The organism is Streptomyces sp. NPDC058662 (genome assembly GCF_042716255.1).
Taxonomy (GTDB): Bacteria; Actinomycetota; Actinomycetes; order Streptomycetales; family Streptomycetaceae; genus Streptomyces.
Window position 1 is genome coordinate 76,570 of record NZ_JBHXRU010000003.1, and the last position, 17,401, is coordinate 93,970.

A 17,401-nucleotide genomic window follows, 5' to 3' on the forward strand; every position below is an offset into this window, starting at 1 on the left:
GTGCGCCCCTTCTCCCGCCCCTTCCCCCGCCCGTTCTCCGCGCGCCGGAGCGCCACCGACACCGAACTGACCGCGCTCTCCGTGGGCGAGGCCGCCGGGCTCACCGGCGCCGCCCTCCCGGCGGCCCGCCGGCCCTCGGCCCGCGACCTGCGCCGCGCGCGGCTGCTGGAGGACCCGGCCACGGTGACGCGGGTGGCACCGCGGCGCGGCTGGGGCCAGCCGTACGCGGGCCGCGCCGCCTCCCTGCCCCGCAGCGAAGTGGTCCGCGCCGACACGGCGAACGCCGCCGGCGCCTACCCCTTCCTGCACGCCGCGTCGCTTCCGCCGGTGGGCGCGTACATCGGGCGCAACACCCTGACCACGCAGGCGTTCAGCGCCCACCCCGCGGTGTGGGTCCGCGAAGGGCTGTGCACCAACCCCAACGTGATGGTCACCGGCATCCCGGGATCGGGCAAGTCCGCGCACGTCAAAGCGCTGTGCTTCCGGCTGATGGCATTCGGGCACCGCACCCTGATCGCCGGGGACGTCAAGGGCGAGTACCAGGCCCTGTGTCGCCACCTCGGCGTCGAACCGGTGCGCCTGGGCCCGGGCCTGCCGGGCCGCCTGAACCCGCTCGACGCCGGACCGCTGGGCGCCGGCCTGGACTCCGTACGCGACGGGGCCGAGCTCACCTCCCGGCTCACCGAGATCCACCGCCGCCGTCTGACCCTGCTCAAGGCACTGCTCGAACTCCAGCTGCGCCGCCCCCTCGACCCCCGAGAGGAGGAGGCCCTCGACGTCGCCGTGCGCGAGGTGACCGGGGAGCTGTACGGAACGACCCGCCTGGCCGTCCCGACGCTGCCGCTCGTCTACGAAGCGCTGCGCGACCCGAGCGCCCGCATGGCCGGGGAACTGCGCGTGCGCGACGGCGAGGTCCAGCGCGCCCGCGAGCAGATGGCCTCCCTGCGCTCCGCGCTCGGCGCGATGGTGACCGGCCACCTGGGCGGGCTCTTCGACGGCCCGACGTCCATCGGCCTGGACTGGGAGGCGCCCATCCAGTCGGTGGACATCTCCGCGCTCCAGCAGTACGGGGACGAGACGGTGGCGATGGTGCTGTCCTGCGTGTCGACCTGGGCGCAGTCGGCCATCGACCGGCCGGGCCACCGGCCGTGGATCGTCGTACGGGACGAACTGTGGCGGCAGATGCGCTCCGGCGGCTCCGCGATGGTCAAGAAGATCGACGCCGACCTGCGGCTGTCCCGGGCCACCGGCACCATCCAACTGCTGTCCACCCACCGGCTGTCCGACTTCGAGAGCGTGGGCGCGTCCGGTTCGGAGGCCGTGAACATCGCCCGGGACCTCATCTCCTCCTGCGAGACGCGCATCCAGCTCGCGCAGGACACCCGGCCGTTGCAGATCACCCGCGAGGTGATCGGTCTGACCGACGCCGAATGCGATCTGATCGGCTCCTGGGGCGCGGGCCAGCGGGGCCGGGCCCTGTGGAAGGTGGGGCGCGGCGGCGGCTCGCACCCGGTCCAGCTCATCCTCTCCCGCACCGAGCAGCGGCTGTTCGAGACGGACGAGAGGATGGCCGTCTGACGGGCGGCCCGGTCCGGACGGGTGGTACGCGGGCGGGCACCGTTGCCCGCACAATCGGCGCATGAGCTATGACGACGACCCCGACCTCGACCCCTACCGGTGGCTGGAAGACGTGACCGGCGAGGACGCCCTGCGCTGGGTCCGGGAGCGGAACGAGGAGACCGTGGCCGCCCTGACCGGCGGCCCCGGTTTCAAGGCGGTGCAGCGCGAGGTGCGCGAGGTGCTCGACCACGACGGGCGGATCCCGTACGTCGTGCGGCGCGGCCGGCACCTGTACGACTTCTGGCAGGACGCCGCGCACGTGCGCGGCGTGTGGCGGCGCACCACGCTGGAGGAGTACCGCAAGGACCGCCCGGAGTGGGAGGTGCTCCTGGACCTGGACGCGCTGGCTGAGGCCGAGGGGGAGAAATGGGCCTGGGCCGGCAGCCGGGTCCTGGAGCCCGAGCACCGGCACGCGCTGGTCCTGCTCTCGCGGGACGGGGCGGACGCCTGCGTGGTGCGCGAGTTCGACCTGGACGGGGCGGCGTTCGTCGAGGGCGGCTTCACCGTCCCCGAGGCGAAGACCGACATCGGGTGGATCGACCGCGACCGGGTGTGGATCGGCACGGACTTCGGCCCCGGCTCGATGTCCGGGTCGGGCTATCCGCTGGAGGCCCGCCGCTGGCGCCGGGGCACCCCGCTGGAGGAGGCGGAGCCGGTCTACCGGGGCGAGGCCTCGGACCTCTCCGTCTCATGCTGGCGCGACCGCACCCCCGGTTTCGAGCGGGACTTCGTGAGCCGCCACACGGACTTCTGGAACGGCGAGCTGTTCCTGCTGCGGGAGGACCCCGCGCAGCCGCTGAAGATCGACGTGCCGGACGACGCGGCGGTCTCCGTCCGGCGCGAGTGGATGCTGGTGACCACGAAGTCGCCCTGGCTGGGGCACGGCGCCGGCACCCTGCTGGCCTTCGACTTCGAGGCCTACCTGGCGGGGGAGCGGGAGCCGGCCGTGCTGTTCACCCCCGACGAGCACACCGCGCTCGCCGGCTACAGCTGGACCCGGCACCACCTCATCCTGACCGTCCGCGCGGACGTCTCCTCCCGGATGGAGCTCCTCACCCCGGGCCCGGACGGCTGGCGGCGGGAACCCCTCGCCGGACTGCCGCCCCTGTCGACCGCCTCGGTCGTCGACACGGACCCGGACGAGAGCGACGAGTACTGGACCGACGTCTCCGGCTTCCTCCAGCCCGCCACCCTCTGCGTCGGCACCGCGGGCGGGGACACCGAGGTCGTGAAGCGGAGCCCGGAGCTGTTCGACACCGCCGGACTCGCGGTACGCCAGTACTTCGCGACCTCCGCCGACGGCACGCGCGTCCCGTACTTCGTCGTGGGCCCCGAGGAGCCGGCGGGCCCGGGCCCCGCCCTCCTCTACGGCTACGGCGGCTTCGAGGTGTCGCAGGTCCCGTACTACAGCGCGGTCACCGGGCGGGCCTGGCTCGCGCGCGGCGGCACGTACGCGGTCGCTGGCATCCGGGGCGGCGGCGAGTACGGGCCGCGCTGGCACCGGGCCGCCCTGGGCGCCGACCGCGACCGCGCGTACGAGGACTTCGCGGCCGTCGCCCGGGACCTCGTCGCGCGCGGGATCACCACCCACGCGCAGCTCGGCATCGAGGGCGGCAGCAACGGCGGCCTGCTGATGGGCGCGATGATCACCCGGGAACCGGAGCTGTTCGGCGCGGTCGTCGCGCACGTGCCGCTGATGGACATGCTGCGCTTCCACACGCTGCTCGCCGGAGCCAGCTGGATCGCCGAGTACGGCGATCCCGAGAACCCGGCGGACCGGCCCCACCTGCGGCGGCTCTCGCCCTACCACCAGGTGCGGACGGACGGGCCCCCGTACCCGCCGATGCTCCTGCTGACCTCGACCCGGGACGACCGGGTCCACCCCGGCCACGCCCGCAAGATGGCCGCCCGGCTGCGTGAGCTCGGGCACCCCGTGCTCTTCCACGAGCACATCGGGGGCGGCCACGCCGGCGCCACCGACCACCAGCAGACCGCCTTCAACGAGGCGCTCGTCCACACCTTCCTGTGGGAACGGCTGACTCCCCGGGCGTGAGCGGCGGGATCGGCCGGACGGAGGGCGCCGACCGGCGCGGTGCCCCGCTCACCGCGCCGGGCCGGGTGGCCTGGGACGACGGCGGCCCGCACGGGGCCGCCCGGCCGTCGTGGACTGCCAGGCCGAACTGCTCACCGCAGTCGGCGAGGCCGCGTTCGACGGTGGGGCGAGCCAGGGCAGGCGACCCCTTCACGGCCTGCTCGTGAAAGGCGGTCAGACCCGATCGAGGGGCCGATGCGGCCCGGCAGGGAGCTCCACCGTGATCGCGTCGCCCGGACGTACCTCGCCGCCCCTCTGGACGACGCTCATGATTCCCGCCTTGCGAACGATGTTCCCGGCCTCGTCCCGGCCGACGACCTTCTTCAGCAGTCCGTCCTGGAAGTTGTCGATCTGCAGGCAGGGATTGCGCAGACCCGTGACCTCCACTATCGCCTCGTCGCCGATGCGCAGCAGGGTCCCGACGGGCAGGCCGAGCAGGTCGATGCCGCTCGTGGTGATGTTCTCGCCGAGTTCGCCGGGCGCCACGTCGAATCCCTCTTCGCCGACTTCGGCGAAGAGCTCCTCGTGGATGAGGTGCACCTGGCGCAGGTTCGGCTGGGTGGGATCCTGTGCGACACGCGAGCGGTGCCTGACCGTGACGCCGGCGTGCACGTCCCCCTCCACCCCGAGCCCGGCGAGCAGCACGATGCTTTCCCGGCTGGGCTTGGTGAACGAGTACTCGCTGCACCTGCTGACTGCTGTTACCGTCCCGCCCATCCGACGGCCCCCGTTCGCTAGTGATGACCGCCCCCGAGCCTAGCCCGCGCCCCTCAACACCCAGCCCCCCGAGCTCAATCACGCCGGGCACCCCGCCCCTGATTCACCCGCCGAAAGTGATGTGAAACAGGTACTGTTTTCTTGTCGACGGGTGGCGACGACTCGTGGGCACCGAACATACCGCCCCGACTCAGGCCGAGCCTGGCGAACCCCGCCCGGCCCGCCACCCTCTTGGATCCGAGTCCGCCCGCCAGTCCGACCCCCTGAACGACGGACACGCCCCCTCTGGCGGGGCACCGAGAGCGCCCGCCAACCCGTGACGGAGGAAGTGAAGATGATCCGCGCCGGACGCTTGCAGTACGTCCAGACCATGTCCGCCCTGGCCGACTTCCTGGGCAAGAAGCTCGTCACCATCCGCAATCAGAAGCCCTACGCGGCCCCCGGCCACCCGGCGCCCATCAGCTCGCCGACCGCCCGCGCCCAACTCTGGGACGCGCAGCAGACCAAGGCCTTCTACGCCGGCGAACCCATCCCCGAGCTGCCCCGGGCCGACGACGACGAGGACCTCCTGGACCGCCACGAGGCCGCGCAACTGCTCGGCGTCACGGCCCAGACCTGGAACGGGTACAAGCGCGAAGCCCAGGACCTTGTCGACGGCATGGTCCTCGTACCCGAAGGCCCCGACGGCACCGAGCACTGGCCCCGCCACGTGATCCTCGCGTACAGGAACAAGCGGCCGGGCCGAGGCGCCGGCGGCGGCCGCCGCAAGGGCAGCGGCGACATGGTCCCCCGCGACCAGATCCTGCCGCGGATCGCCGAGCTCCTCGACGCCGACCCCACCATCACCCTGGAGACCGTCGCCGACACCCTGGGCGTCGCCAAGTTCCCCACCGCGCAGTCCGCACTCGCCGCCCTGCGCGGCCGCCGCATCGCAGACCTCCTCCAGGCCGACCCCGGCCTGGACCCCAAGGCCGCCGCCGTCCAACTGGGCTACCCCACGGTCACCCACCGCGGCGCCATCGTGCTCGCCGAGCGAGAACTGGACGCCCGCACCGTCCAGCCCTACCTGCAGCACACGGCCGACGTCCTGGCCGCCGCCGGCGTCGCCCCGCCGGCCCAGGTGGAGCCGGGCCGGCCCGACGGCACGCACCTCGCCGCCGCCGTACCGCTCGCCACCGGCCAAGCGGCGCCGGCCCTGGTCTGGGACGAACGCTTCGGATGGCGGACCGCGACCAGCCGCCGCCACCCCATCGGCAAGAGCACCGAGTGGGCGCCCGAGGGGGAGGGGATCCGCTACCTGGGCCACGGCCTCCGCCCCGAACCCGAAGAGCTCCTCGCGGCGCTGCGCGACCCACGCAAGGGAACCGAGCGCCCCCGTACGGCGGATGAGCACCGTAGCGCGGGAAGCGCAGAGCGAGCCGGAGCCGGACGACAAGCAGACCTGGACGGACTACGCGGCCCCTGATGACGGGGTCCGGTCAGCGAGATGCCCCGCGGAAAACCGCGGGAAACGGGCCTGGTCCGCAGAGCCCGCGTAAGGCACCGTTGGGCAGGCCGGTCGAAAGGCGACCGGCCCAGCCAGGGGGAGACCATGCGGGCCCGCGCATCAGCACTCGTACTGACCATAGTCAGTGCCGTCCTGCTCACCGGCTGCTCAGGCGGTTCCGGAACCGCCGCGCCGACTCAGAGCGCCAGCCCGAGCCCGAGCGCGAGCCCTGCCGCGTCCCGGACGGCGGCGCCGACGCCCTCCCCGACCCCGGTCGGCGCGCTCGTCGTCCTCTGGTACGGCCAAGGCGGCTCCGAGCGGTACAACAACGTGGTGAACGAGGCGCGCTCATCCCGGGCCCAGCACGAAGAGGGCCGGTCGGTCATCCACTTCACCGCTCTGGACGCGGCGCTCCGCGACGCCGAGGCGTACCAGAAGATCCCCGACGCCCCCAGCCAGGAGGTGTGGGCGAGCGCGCTCCAGCACACCCGCACCGGCATGGGGAACGTGCTCGCAGCCTCCTCCCTGGCGGGCTCGCCGCTGCCCGAGGACGAGGCGCGGGAAGTGGAGGCCCTCGGATGGGAGAACATCGCCAAGGGCCTCGGGGAGCTGAAAGACCTGGACACCCGGCTCCGCGGTTTCGGAGTCCTGCCGCTGAAGGACCCCTGGAAATGACGACAGCGAGGCTGTTCGAAATGCTCCGCCCCCTATAGGAGGGAGGAGACGTCGTGGACTGGTCGGCCCCCCTACGCTGGTCGCCGTAGGTGCGGCGCGGTGCTGCGCTGCTTCGGCCACTACGGGGGAAGGACACACATGCGGGGCCGTCTTCTGCTGCTCGCGCCGCCAACGGTCGTCGCCCTCGTCCTTGGGGTCGGCCTGGTGGAGGAGGGTGCGTTCTCCGGGTGGTGGGAGGCCGAGGCGCTGGGCACGGCCCGGATCATGGGGGCGCTGCCCCGGGGTACGGACGTCTCCGGATACCGGGTGGTGTCCGTCGAACCGGAGCGCACCGACCACCCTTCCCCCGACCAGCACTGTGGCAAGGTGTCGGCGGCCCTCACCGCACAGCGGCGCGCACCCGCGACCTCGACCCGGATCGTCCTCGTGCCCGACGGGTGGAGCGGGCAGGGCCACAGCGTCGTGTCCCACAGCTTCTCCGAAGGCGACGCGAAGAAGGTCATGGGGCGGATCCGGGCGGCGCTCCCGGACTGCGCGCACTACAACGCCTGGTACGCGGACCTCTACACGCGCCACGGCCTGCGGCCCACCCCGTCGCCGTACCGGGTGGGAGACGACACGATCTCCTACCGCCGGCTCGACCCGCCGCCCGGCGACAAGGACGCGGGAGGCTCCCCGCTGCCGATGCCGCCGGGACCACTCCAGGAACCCGGCCGGACGATCACCTTGGTCCGTACGGGCGGCGTGATCACCCAGTACCCGGACACCCTCCCCCGAGCGGTGGTCGAAGACCTCGCCGACCGTTTCCGGCGAGCCGGCCGCGACTGACCGACACCACCGCGCGGGCGCGGGGAGGGCCCGACGCGGATTGCTGTGCTTTACGGCTTCGGCTCAGCAGCCGCCGCAGTTGTAGAACGTCACGTCCCAGTGGTTGCCCTCGTCGGCGTAGATGTTTCCGGCGCCGGACTTCCACTGCGGGGCGCCGTCACCGCGTACCCCGATGTAGGTGAACGTGTTCCTTACGTAGTTCCCCAGGCACGTGTACTTGCTGAAGTCGAGTTTGTACCCGTTCCAGTGCGAGTAGGTGCCGCCGGCGTGCCCCGTCTCGGTGCCGCCGGTGATGTTCAGGGCGCAGCCGCTGGCGCTCTTGAGTGTCTGGGCTCCCTTTGCGGTGGCGAGGTTGAGCTGCTCGAAGGAGGTGCAGGAGGGGTTGTTGCGGTCCGAGCATCCGCCGGACGAGGACCAGGTGATCCCGGAACCGCGGAACATCGAGGTCGCGGTCGCGTGGCTGATCTTGGTGGCCGCGTGCGCGCTGTCGGCGCCGGCGAGGACACCGACGCCGGGGGCGAAGAGCGCGCCGAGGACGAGGGCGAAGACGGTGAGGGTGGAGCGGAGTGCGTTCCTTCGCGCGGGGCGTACGGGTTGGCTCATGACTTCCTCCTGGGCGGGTTCGGCGGTCGGGTGGGAAGGCCTGCGGGCGTGCCGGGCGGTGGACCCGGGGTCTACCCGCGTCGACTTTCGGGTGCGGAAGACCCCGGGCTGCTGCGGCGGGGGAGTGGTTACACGGCGGAGCGGAAGGCCGGCAGGTATCCGGCGGAGTGGCCCGTGGCCGTGGGGTGGTAGCTGTTGGAGACGGGCACCGAGACGCTGTGCAGCCAGGCGTTGCCCGAGCAGATCTCGTGGCCGGTGAACTCGTCCACGACGCTGGAGTACCAGAAGCCCGCGTTGGCGGCCTGCTTCGCGAGCGTGCTGTTGAGGGCGTCGCTGCCCCGGTTGATGGCCGCACGCTCGGTCTCGCTGAGGCCGGCGATGCAGTTGCCGCTCAGCTGGTAGAAGCGCGGGTAGCCGAGAACCACGACACGTGCCTGGGGCGCCTTGCCGCGGATGCTGCCGTAGAGGGACGAAAGGCTGCCCGGCAGCGTGTTGTTGATCTGCGTGATGGCGTTGTTCACCGCGGTGACGCAGTTCGCCTCGCTCTGCAGGACGCAGGTCTGCATGACGCTCGCGAAGCCGACGTCGTTGCCGCCGGCGGTGATGCTGACGAGGGTGGTGGAACTGTTGAGCGGGGCCAGCTGGCTGCTTTTGACCGTACCGGTCGTCGCTCCCGAACAGGCCGTGAAGGAGAACGACGCCGGCGCGTTGGCCGCCGCCCACAGGGACGGGTAGGCCTTGCTGCTCCGCTGGCAGTTGCCGCTGTCGGGCAGGTAGCTGCCGGCGCCCACCCCCGAGGAGTAGGAGTCGCCGAGAGCGACGAAGCGCTCTCCGGCTGCCGGGGCGGCGTGGGCGGGTTGGGCCAGCGCCAGGGGGAGCGCGGACAGGGCGAGCAGAGCGGGCAGGACCCGCCTCAATCTAGGCATGCGCATGACAAGAAACTCCCTGGAGAGTTGTGGGGATCAGGAGTTGTCGGAGCGTCACTTTCTAGCAGCGAGCGAGGTCCTCGCGATAGGCGTGCGGGACGAATTGTTTCTGTACGCGCTCGCCCGCGCGGCGGCGAGCGCGGTCCGCCGCCGTGCAGGGGTGCCCGCCGCTACGACACGCGCGGCGAGATCGCTGCGGGTTTGCGCTCACTGCTTCCTCCGGCGCAGCCCGGGAAGCGCGATGACCGGGGCCGCCTGGTTGCCGCGCCGACGACGTACACCTGGGTCTCCGGGTCGCCCGGCACCGGCCCCGGCGCGGAGCCCGGCGATCAGCTCGGCCGTACGGGCCCCGCTCTCCACCTGCAACGAGTCCGCGCCGCCTCATGGGGCCGTGTCCAGCAGTTTCAGCACGGCTGTCGCCAGTCGCCGCGCGGTGTGCCGCGGGGGGTGGGTCGACAGGATGAGATGGCTGATGGTCATCCGTACCGCGACGTCGGCGGCGACTTCGATGTCCTGCTCGTCAGGGTCCGGGCACCGCGCGCGCAGCCACCCGTGCAGCAGAGTCTGACCGGCGTCGAAGATGGGGTCCGCGCGTGCCGTGAGGTAGGGGAGCAGGCTGTCCGAGCCCTCGCGGGCGGCGGCGATGACCGCGCGGATGAGGGGTTGCCTCTCAGCTTCGGTGAGGACGTGGAACACGGCGGCTTCCAGGGAGGCCCGCGTGTCGCTCAGGCCGGGGTACAGGGTGCTCGCCACTCCGGTGAGGAACTCCTGTGTCTCGCGGATCACCAGAGCGCGCCCCAGACCTGCGCGGCTTCCGAACTCCTTGTACACCGACGGGCGCGAAACCTCGGCGCGGGCCGCGACGGCGGAGAGGCTGACCCGGTCCCAACCGGACTCGCACGCCAGGTCGCGCGCGGCATCCAGTACACGCACCCTCGTCCGCTTGCGCCAGGCGACGCGCGGGGGGTCCGGTACCGGTGCATGGGGAAGAGGATTCATCGTGTACCTCCGCTGCTCCGCCATGACGGCGAGTCTCTCAGGGCGGTTCAAAACCTCGCCAAAACCTCGCCAGCGACAGGCCCGGGACAGGCCCGGGACAGAGGGACAGGTGTGCAAGGGGTGCCGAGTGAACGCGCGGCGACGCCGGCCCCCCGTACGGGAGGGGGAGGGGCCGGCGCCGTATCGGGGGAACGGCCGCTCAGGAGCGCTTGCGCCGGGCGACGAGGAGGAGGCCGCCGCCGAGGACGAGCACTGCCGCCGCGATACCGAACTGGAGCCCCGGACGGGAGCCGCCCGTCTGCGCGAGGGGACCGCTCTCCCCGTTCGCCTGCGGACCGGCGTCACTGGAGCCACCGGAACTGTCCGGGGCCGCCGTGCCCGCGGGGGCCGTACTGGGCTGCTGCTCACCCGAGGCGGGGGCGGTGCTGCTCTGCCCGCCCCCGGGGGAGGCGGACGCCTTCCCGCCACCGGGGGCGGCGTCGGCCCCGAAGCTGTACGCGCCGCGGTCGGGGGCGCCGGTGCCGACGCCCTTGCCCTGGTCGACGGCTGCGAAGGCGGTGCCCGAGTCGATGGCGGGGGAGCCCTTGGTCAGGTGGAAGTCCGCGTCGGCGGCCGTGCCGGGGCGGGCCAGCTTCGGGTCGGCGACGATGTCGTTGGGCCCCTTGGCCTCGGGGGCATCGCTGCCGAAGTAGAGGTTGAAGTCATAGGTGACGTCGGTGTTACGGGACTTGCTGTTCGTCGCCTGCCCGGGGCGTCCGTACGCGATGTTGTTGAGGAGCCGGACATCGGTGCTGTCGTGGGCGAAGATGTTGGCGTAGCTCTTCATGCGCGTGCTGCGGCCGTTCAGGTAGGCCGTGTTGTTGACGATGTCGACGTGCTGGCTCCGGTAGGAATGGATGCCCGAACCGCCGTTGTCGTAGGAGAGGTTGTCGGCGACCAGCACGCGGCCGCCGTATGCGGGATGGTCGCCGTCCCCCTTGAGGGTGTCGATGATGATGCCGTTGCCGTCGGAGTAGCAGCGGCACTTCTCCCACTTGATCTTGGTCTCGTTGTCGTGGACCCGGTTGCCGGTGATACGGATCTTGTACGTGCGCGGGTCCGCGCCATCGACGTCGCGGGGGGTGAGGATGGAGATGCCGCTGGTCCCGTAGACCGTGTACCAGGAGTTCGAGTACACGTGATTGCCGGAGATGGTCACGTGGTCGGAGCCGATCGCCGATATGCCGCCGCCGGCGCAATGGTGCACCTCGTTTCCGGTCACCTCGATGTGATGCGACGCGACGCCCGTGGACCTGTTCCGCTCCACGGCCAGGCAGTTGGTGTTGAAGGTGGGATCGCCCTCCTTCGACCCGGCTTCGGCGCCGGCCAGGGTCAGGGCGGCGTTGTTGCCCTTGATCTCCAGATTCTTGATGACGATGTGGGACGAGCCGTGGACGCTGATGCCGTTCCACGCCTTGATCGGGTGGATCACCGGGTGGTGGCCCGGGTGTGCGGTGAACGTGATGGGCGCGCCGGGGCGGCCGGAGCGGTTGACGGTCAGCACGTTCGACCCGGCGGAGCGCTCCGAGTACGTGCCGTTCATGATCGAGACGGTGTCGCCGGGTTCTGTGCTGTCCGCCGCCTTCTGGATCGTACGGAAGGGGGCGGCAGTCGAGGTTCCCGCGTTGCTGTCGTTGCCGCTGGGGCTCACGAAGTAGGTGCGGCCCGCGGCGCCGGCGGTACCGGCTGCCAGGGTGACGAGGCCGAGGGGGACGGACGCCGCGAGCAGGGCTGCGGCCGCGGTGGGGATGCGCTTGCGTTTCATTGTTGCGTGGTCTCCGAGATCGTCCGGCGCGGGGGCGGCCAGAAGGCGGTGCACGAGGGGACACGGACTGGGTTCCGAGAGCGAACGAGGCAGCGGCCACCGCGCCGGGTCAGGGCGCAGGGCTCGACGAGATGCCCGCGTTCCGCAGTCGCCCGTTGAAGTCCGTTGCGGGGTAGACGAGTTGCCCGAGTGACAGTTGCAGACCCGAAAATCGAACACAACCCCGTACTGCATGTAAACGTTCTGATGGCACATCAGGACACCGCGCCGCACCGCTGTGGGAGCGGGAAGCACCGCATCCCCGAGCCCACCGCGGCAGGTATCCCTTGCGTGCTCATTCCCCCCTGCTGGCAGGCATGTCAGGGGGAAGGGGCGCGGCCCCGGTCGTCGAGGGGATGCCACGGCGATACGCCTGCGAAGCGTGAGGCTCCCCTCGCGGTACGCGGCCTGGGCCGGCCCGGTCCCTCCACGATGCGCGGTACTGCTGCCGCTGCGCCTGCGGCTGTGGCCGCCGAGCGTCCCTGCCGTGCTGCCACAGTGCGCCTCGTCGCGGCCACCGAAGCCACCTTCCACCACCAGCACGCCGACAGCGACACGACCTCGGACCCCAGCTCGCAGCCCGCGTCCTCACCGAGACCGGGGACGACCGGACCCGCTTCGCCGACGGCGTCACCTGCTCAACCGCTTCCACGGACAACTCCACCACGGCCCTCAGACCCGGCGGCCTTTTGGCGAACAACAAGGGACGAACAACAAGCCCTCGCACCACGGCTTCACACTTCTGCGTGCTCCCGTATTGGCCACAGGAGGCTCTGTCCGTGACTGTCGCCCTCCCCGCTCACTCCATGAGGGCGAGCGAACGAAGCTCGGCATCCAGAACGCGGATCAACTCACCGACCCGTCCGCCCCCATCCGGTGCTGCCGGGAAACGTTTGAGCACGTCAACGACGACCGGAGTCGCGCGATGCACCGCTCGCTCAATGTGTTCGGCCCCAACGCTTCGATCGTCACCGGCGACGAGTTCCGCCGCTCTGGCCGCGTAAGCGCCGGCTCCGAGGATGTGCTTGACCTGGGTGGCCTTGGCCAGCGGATGCAGATAGGCAGCTCCTGCCGCGGACATCGCTGCCCACGCCGCATCGCGCGCAGCCGCAGTGTCCGCGCTCTTGGCCGCCTTGAGGGCTGCCGACGCCGTGTCGCGCAGAGCCTTCCCGCGCTCACCGCCCCGAGCGAATGCCCACGCGGCCCCGACCGCGTCTCGGGGCCGGGAGTCATCCGGCTGATCGGCCTCGAATATCTTGAGCGCGGCCTCCGCGCACGCCGCGGCGAACGCGGTTACCGCACGAAGGTCCTGCTTGCTCAGAACGATCTCGCTCGCTTCACCTGTCATGAACCCAGTTTCAACGACGACGCCGATCGCCTTCACAGCAGACCAAGCGAGCAGCTTGACTCCCTGGCGCGCGAGACGGCTTGACCACGCTCGCCACCGCACAGCGACCCCGAGCACCTGCTGGCGGTGCGCGTATGCAGACGGGCCCTGTCCCGCCGCAACCTGCACCGTCACCGTACGTACTTGCCGTGCGCACAAGCGGGTGGGGGAGTGCGGTGCATCGCGCACCGCTCCTTCCATCGGTGGGGGCACCTACCCCGGGACGAGACGTTTTCCTATCCCGGGTCCGCGCAGAGTTGGGAGGTCAGGGCGGTGCGGGCCCATTCCTCCCACGTGTCCGGTGACCAGTCGCGGTCGCGGACGAAGACCAGATAGAGCTGCGGGCTGAGCAGGCCGAACAACAGGTCCGCCGCCCTCTCGACGGAGAGGCCAGGACGGATGTCGGGCTTGCGGACCAGGGCTTCGGCCGCGGTGTACTGCACGGTGTAACGCGGGTCGGGTCCGTCCGGCCACTGCGCGGCGATCTCGGGGTCGGTGGCCGCGGCGGCCGCGATCAGCGGCATGATCGGGGCGACCCGGCCGAGGATTTCGCGGGTGCCGTGGACGTGCGCGCGCAGCTGGCCGGCCGCGGTGGGCTCGGCGCACGCGGCGCGAAACCACTCGCGATCCATGGTCGCGACCGGCTCGGTGTCCCCGGCGATGGACGTGTCGACGACGTCCTTGAACAACGTGCGCTTGTTGCGGAAGACGAAGTAGACCGTCTGGACGGCCACGCCCGCCCGGTCAGCGACCTCCTGCAGGCTCGTCGCCCCGTACCCCTGCGCGACGAACAGCTCGCGAGCCGCCTCGATGACCTTCTCACGCGTGCGGCGTGAGCGCTCGGCTCGCTTGTCCGGCCGCTTGACAGTGTCCATGTCACGAGTCTATCTCTAGAGTGTGCCACTAGAGTTGAACTCTAATTTTTTGGAGGAGACGATGGACCACTCCAGCGCCACCCAGAACCAGGAACGGGACCCGGCCTCAAGCCGGCGAGACCCGGAGGAGGAGTCCGTCCACCGAGCACTGGAGGGCTACTACCGCGCCGGCAAGGCACCGTGGGACACCGGCGTGACGCCGCCCGAACTGGTCGCCCTCGTAGAAGGGCACGGCGCGCTGCCGCCCGGCCGCGCTCTCGAACTCGGCTGCGGCACAGGGACCAACGCCATCTACCTCGCACAGCACGGCTGGCAGGTGGCGGCCGTCGACCTGATCGACCGCGCCGTCGACCAGGCCAAGGCGAAGGCCGCGGAGACAGGAGCGGCGGTACGCCTGCTGCACGGAGACGCCACCCGACTCGACGAGCTGGACGTACCGGGCCCCTTCGACCTGTTCTTCGACCTGAGCTGCTACTGCGGCATCCCGCTGCACCGCCGCGACGCCTACGCCGCCGGCCTCACCCACCGCGCCGCTCCCGGAGCCCGGTTGCTGATGTTCGGGTACGGTCCCGAGCCGCTCGGCAGCCCGAACACCGAGCTCACGTCGTGGGCCGCGGGTGTCACAGCCGACGAGCTCCGCGCCAGGTTCCCCGCCTGGGAACTACTCGACGTCACCCCGGGCACCAACCCGATGCCGACCTCCTGGTTCACGCTGCGCCGCGGCGCCTAGCAACCCGGCATACAGCCGCCCGGGTGCCGCGCCGGGCCGGGCTGCGGATTTGGGCGGACCGCTCCGCGGAACGGCGGCCTTGATGGCGGCCGGCACGGCCGCCATCAAGGGCTCTACGTTCCATCGCGGCGAGGAACTCCCGCTCGTCCAGCTCAACGGTCACACCGAGACCGGCGAGTGCAGTGACGACAACCGCGAAAACGTTCCCCACCAGGGCCTACGGCCTCAGTCGGGCACGCTCAGCGAATACCACATCCGCATCGACCGGGGATTGCGCGCAGGTAGAGATGGGGGCCGCGGCCGACGGGGCGCGTGTAGCGGCGCACCGGATCGCCGTTCGGCCAGCACAGCTCGGCCCGCCCGGTGATCACGGCACCGTCGTCGCGCAGCCGGCAGTGGTGGACCGGCCGCCTGCGCGTGTGGTCCGTACCGGGCTCGAAGCCCCCGAACAACAGGAGCCGGTCGCCCCGTACCGCGAGACCGCAGGCAGCCGCCACGGGCAGGGCCTGCCGGTTCGTGGCTGTAGCCGCAGCCCGGTCGTGGCCCTCGGCGCAGTAGGAGGAGGGCGCCCCAGCGTGATGAACGCCGGGACGCCTGATTCCGATGGGTGGTTAGCGCAGGGACTGGATCCAGCGCCAGCCACCTTCGCCGATGGTGACCGCCGGACCGAAACCGGTGCCATTGCCCGGGAGGAATGTCAGGTTGCCGGTGTTGCCGGCCTGCGGTGCGGTGGTAAGGAGCAGGTCGGCGCGGCCGTCACGGTCGGCGTCGCCGACGGTGCCGGCCAGCGGGTGGACAGCCTTGTCCACGACACCGAGGACGGTGGGTGCGGGCAGTGTCTGGGTGCCGTTGGACAGGTACTGGCGGATCTTCCCGTCGGTGGCGCGGGCCCAGAGGTCCGCACGGCCGTCGGCGTTCACGTCGCCCGGGGCGAGGATGTCGGGCAGGTCTGCGGGCTTCCATTCGGGGCCGCCCAGGACGACTGCGTCGCGGGGCAGGGCCGGGTTGGTGCCGACAGTGCCGCGGTGCAGGTACAGGCCGTTGGCACTGCGTCCCACGAGGTCCGGCTGGCCGTCCCCGTCGACGTCACCGACAGCGAGGATGTTGGCGTGAGCCCAGCCCGTGTGGCGATCGCGCATGGGAATGCGCTCGCCGAGGCGACCGTAGCCGGTGTTGGGGTAGACCCACAGCTCGGCACCGATGCGGGCGATCACGTCTTCGCGGCCGTCGCCGGTCCAGTCACCGCGATGGCTGACATCGGCTCCGGCGAACCCGCTCGCGCCGATGACCTGGTGTACGCCGAAGCGACCGTTGCCGAGCCCGGGGTAGAGCCGAAGCGATCCGTCGTCCTGGACCGCCAAGAGGTCGGGGATACCGTCTCCGGTCAGGTCCCCGTCCACCCGGGCGCGTTCCTGGAAAGCCGCCGCAGACCGTACCAGCAGGTGGTCCTTGACCTTGGTGAATCCGGTCTCCACCGTCTCGCTGCGCAGCTCGCGGAAGTCCTGGCGGGTGAAGAAGGTGAAGTCGAATTTCGAGACGTACTTCGTACCCGTCTCGTTGTCGACGAGAGTCGGCGCGCCCGTCCGGCACTCCGTCGCCGCGGCTGTCTTGCAGGCGGTGGTGAAGTACTGCTGGTCGGTGCCGTCGGCTTCGGCGAAAGACAGCGTTCCCGGCCGCCCCGCGTAGACGGTGTCCATGTGCGTGTAGTCGGGGCGGGCGTTGAAGTCCCCGGCCAGGACCACCGGCAGCCCGTTCGCCCAGCCTTCGATCCGCTCCAGCAACAGGGGGGTGTCGTTCTGCGTCGCGTCGTCACGCCGCAGATGCGTACCGCACGCGAGGACGGCACGCCCGTCGACCGAAGCCTTGGCGCAGACCACCGAGCGCTTCTCGTCGGTGAAACCTACCGGCGTGAGCTCGGCCGACATGCCGGTGACCTCGCTCTGCGGGGCCTTGATCAGAAGAGCCTGCCCGAAGCTCTCGTCATCGCCCCACTTTGCGCAGCCGTCGGCGGTCTGCGTGCTGGTCCACACGCCCGCGTACCCGGGCAGGGTCTGACGCAGCTTGTCGTACTGGCCCTTGCACATCTCCTGGAGCATGACAACATCGGCGTCCCAGTCGACCACCTGGTCGTGCAGACCGTCCGCCCAGGCCGCCGGCGTCATCTCGCTCTGGCACTTCGCCGCATACGCCCCGCACACGTTGTACGAGATCGTACGCACCGGCGGGGTTCCTTCCGGCGCCCCGGCCGATATAGCCGGCGCCACGGACACGGTGACCAACAGGCCGGCCGCCGCGGCCAGCCCCGTGGCCATCCACGCGCCGAGGGTCCTTCTCCTTCTCACGTTTTCCACTTTCCGAAGATCGAACAGATAAAAGATGAAGTATGAGGCACAGTTGCGAGGTGGATCTGCCCGATGCCGAGGCCTCCCTACGGCCTCCTGCACCACGAGCCAAACCTGCTGAAATGTGTGCCGTCCGGCGTGCCGAATCCGGAGTGTGGTGACACCGACAAAGGCCGGGTGGCGGTTACCTGCTCGGATAGCGGTTGCGCCAAGCAGGCGCCGGGCCGTCACGCGGTAGTTGGTCGTGGTTCCCTGCGGCAGATGTCCGGGCAGGCCCC

General features: G+C 71.1%; 14 protein-coding genes. 6 read left to right on the forward strand and 8 right to left on the reverse strand.

All coding sequences use genetic code 11. The features are described from left to right. Together ACFWUQ_RS02525 and ACFWUQ_RS02530 are read left to right on the forward strand one after the other, a co-directional pair. Positions 1–1,578, forward strand: a complete 1,578-nt coding sequence (locus tag ACFWUQ_RS02525) for a type VI secretion protein (protein ID WP_384531766.1) — start codon at positions 1–3, stop codon at positions 1,576–1,578. Positions 1,579–1,639: 61 nt separating this feature from the next. Continuing rightward, positions 1,640–3,673 (forward strand): prolyl oligopeptidase family protein, encoded by a 2,034-nt coding sequence (locus ACFWUQ_RS02530; RefSeq protein ID WP_384531768.1) that lies wholly within the window; start codon positions 1,640–1,642, stop codon positions 3,671–3,673. 213 nt (positions 3,674–3,886) lie between these two features. Here ACFWUQ_RS02530 and ACFWUQ_RS02535 read toward each other — a convergent pair whose 3' ends face one another. Further along, the gene (locus ACFWUQ_RS02535; protein WP_384531769.1) at positions 3,887–4,429 is read right to left on the reverse strand and encodes an MOSC domain-containing protein; all 543 of its coding nucleotides are present in this window, start codon (positions 4,427–4,429) and stop codon (positions 3,887–3,889) included. A 334-nt stretch (positions 4,430–4,763) separates the two neighbouring features. Here ACFWUQ_RS02535 and ACFWUQ_RS02540 point away from each other — a divergent pair, with 334 nt between their 5' ends. The 3 genes from ACFWUQ_RS02540 to ACFWUQ_RS02550 all read left to right on the forward strand — a co-directional run bounded on the left by ACFWUQ_RS02540 (position 4,764) and on the right by ACFWUQ_RS02550 (position 7,418). Beyond that, complete coding sequence (locus tag ACFWUQ_RS02540) at positions 4,764–5,894, forward strand: DUF6292 family protein (protein ID WP_384531771.1); 1,131 nt, start codon at positions 4,764–4,766, stop codon at positions 5,892–5,894. Between the two features lie 126 nt (positions 5,895–6,020). After that, positions 6,021–6,590, forward strand: coding sequence for a hypothetical protein (locus ACFWUQ_RS02545; protein WP_384531772.1), 570 nt, complete (start codon positions 6,021–6,023; stop codon positions 6,588–6,590). A 138-nt stretch (positions 6,591–6,728) separates the two neighbouring features. Continuing rightward, a complete protein-coding gene (locus tag ACFWUQ_RS02550) occupies positions 6,729–7,418 on the forward strand; it encodes a hypothetical protein (RefSeq protein WP_384531774.1) in 690 nt (229 codons plus the stop codon). A gap of 63 nt (positions 7,419–7,481) precedes the next feature. Here ACFWUQ_RS02550 and ACFWUQ_RS02555 read toward each other — a convergent pair whose 3' ends face one another. From ACFWUQ_RS02555 to ACFWUQ_RS02580, 6 genes are all read right to left on the reverse strand, one after another. Next, entirely contained in the window at positions 7,482–8,021 is a 540-nt protein-coding gene (locus ACFWUQ_RS02555; protein ID WP_384531775.1) for a hypothetical protein, read from the reverse strand. 128 nt (positions 8,022–8,149) lie between these two features. After that, positions 8,150–8,947 (reverse strand): SGNH/GDSL hydrolase family protein, encoded by a 798-nt coding sequence (locus tag ACFWUQ_RS02560; protein ID WP_384531776.1) that lies wholly within the window; start codon positions 8,945–8,947, stop codon positions 8,150–8,152. Positions 8,948–9,328: 381 nt separating this feature from the next. Then, positions 9,329–9,880, reverse strand: a complete 552-nt coding sequence (locus ACFWUQ_RS02565; protein WP_384531778.1) for a TetR family transcriptional regulator — start codon at positions 9,878–9,880, stop codon at positions 9,329–9,331. Positions 9,881–10,145: 265 nt separating this feature from the next. Beyond that, positions 10,146–11,750 carry a right-handed parallel beta-helix repeat-containing protein gene (locus tag ACFWUQ_RS02570; RefSeq protein ID WP_384531779.1) on the reverse strand — a complete coding sequence of 535 codons (1,605 nt, stop codon included), beginning with the start codon at positions 11,748–11,750 and terminating at the stop codon, positions 10,146–10,148. An 838-nt stretch (positions 11,751–12,588) separates the two neighbouring features. Next, entirely contained in the window at positions 12,589–13,137 is a 549-nt protein-coding gene (locus ACFWUQ_RS02575) for a putative immunity protein (protein WP_384531781.1), read from the reverse strand. A gap of 275 nt (positions 13,138–13,412) precedes the next feature. Further along, positions 13,413–14,051, reverse strand: a complete 639-nt coding sequence (locus tag ACFWUQ_RS02580; protein WP_384531782.1) for a TetR/AcrR family transcriptional regulator — start codon at positions 14,049–14,051, stop codon at positions 13,413–13,415. Between the two features lie 61 nt (positions 14,052–14,112). Between ACFWUQ_RS02580 and ACFWUQ_RS02585 the strand changes: the two genes are divergently transcribed. Further along, the gene (locus tag ACFWUQ_RS02585; protein WP_384531783.1) at positions 14,113–14,781 is read left to right on the forward strand and encodes a class I SAM-dependent methyltransferase; all 669 of its coding nucleotides are present in this window, start codon (positions 14,113–14,115) and stop codon (positions 14,779–14,781) included. Between the two features lie 611 nt (positions 14,782–15,392). Here ACFWUQ_RS02585 and ACFWUQ_RS02590 read toward each other — a convergent pair. Beyond that, the gene (locus tag ACFWUQ_RS02590) at positions 15,393–17,000 is read right to left on the reverse strand and encodes an FG-GAP-like repeat-containing protein (protein ID WP_384531785.1); all 1,608 of its coding nucleotides are present in this window, start codon (positions 16,998–17,000) and stop codon (positions 15,393–15,395) included. Positions 17,001–17,401 lie beyond the last annotated feature (401 nt).

Excerpts from the sequence above, each read along its gene's own strand:
- ACFWUQ_RS02530 (WP_384531768.1), top strand. The coding sequence starts at position 1,640 with ATGAGCTATGACGACGACCCCGACCTCGACCCCTACCGGTGGCTGGAA.
- ACFWUQ_RS02535 (WP_384531769.1), bottom strand. The coding sequence starts at position 4,429 with ATGGGCGGGACGGTAACAGCAGTCAGCAGGTGCAGCGAGTACTCGTTC.
- ACFWUQ_RS02540 (WP_384531771.1), top strand. The coding sequence starts at position 4,764 with ATGATCCGCGCCGGACGCTTGCAGTACGTCCAGACCATGTCCGCCCTG.
- ACFWUQ_RS02545 (WP_384531772.1), top strand. The coding sequence starts at position 6,021 with ATGCGGGCCCGCGCATCAGCACTCGTACTGACCATAGTCAGTGCCGTC.
- ACFWUQ_RS02550 (WP_384531774.1), top strand. The coding sequence starts at position 6,729 with ATGCGGGGCCGTCTTCTGCTGCTCGCGCCGCCAACGGTCGTCGCCCTC.
- ACFWUQ_RS02555 (WP_384531775.1), bottom strand. The coding sequence starts at position 8,021 with ATGAGCCAACCCGTACGCCCCGCGCGAAGGAACGCACTCCGCTCCACC.
- ACFWUQ_RS02560 (WP_384531776.1), bottom strand. The coding sequence starts at position 8,947 with ATGCCTAGATTGAGGCGGGTCCTGCCCGCTCTGCTCGCCCTGTCCGCG.
- ACFWUQ_RS02570 (WP_384531779.1), bottom strand. The coding sequence starts at position 11,750 with ATGAAACGCAAGCGCATCCCCACCGCGGCCGCAGCCCTGCTCGCGGCG.
- ACFWUQ_RS02575 (WP_384531781.1), bottom strand. The coding sequence starts at position 13,137 with ATGACAGGTGAAGCGAGCGAGATCGTTCTGAGCAAGCAGGACCTTCGT.
- ACFWUQ_RS02580 (WP_384531782.1), bottom strand. The coding sequence starts at position 14,051 with ATGGACACTGTCAAGCGGCCGGACAAGCGAGCCGAGCGCTCACGCCGC.
- ACFWUQ_RS02585 (WP_384531783.1), top strand. The coding sequence starts at position 14,113 with ATGGACCACTCCAGCGCCACCCAGAACCAGGAACGGGACCCGGCCTCA.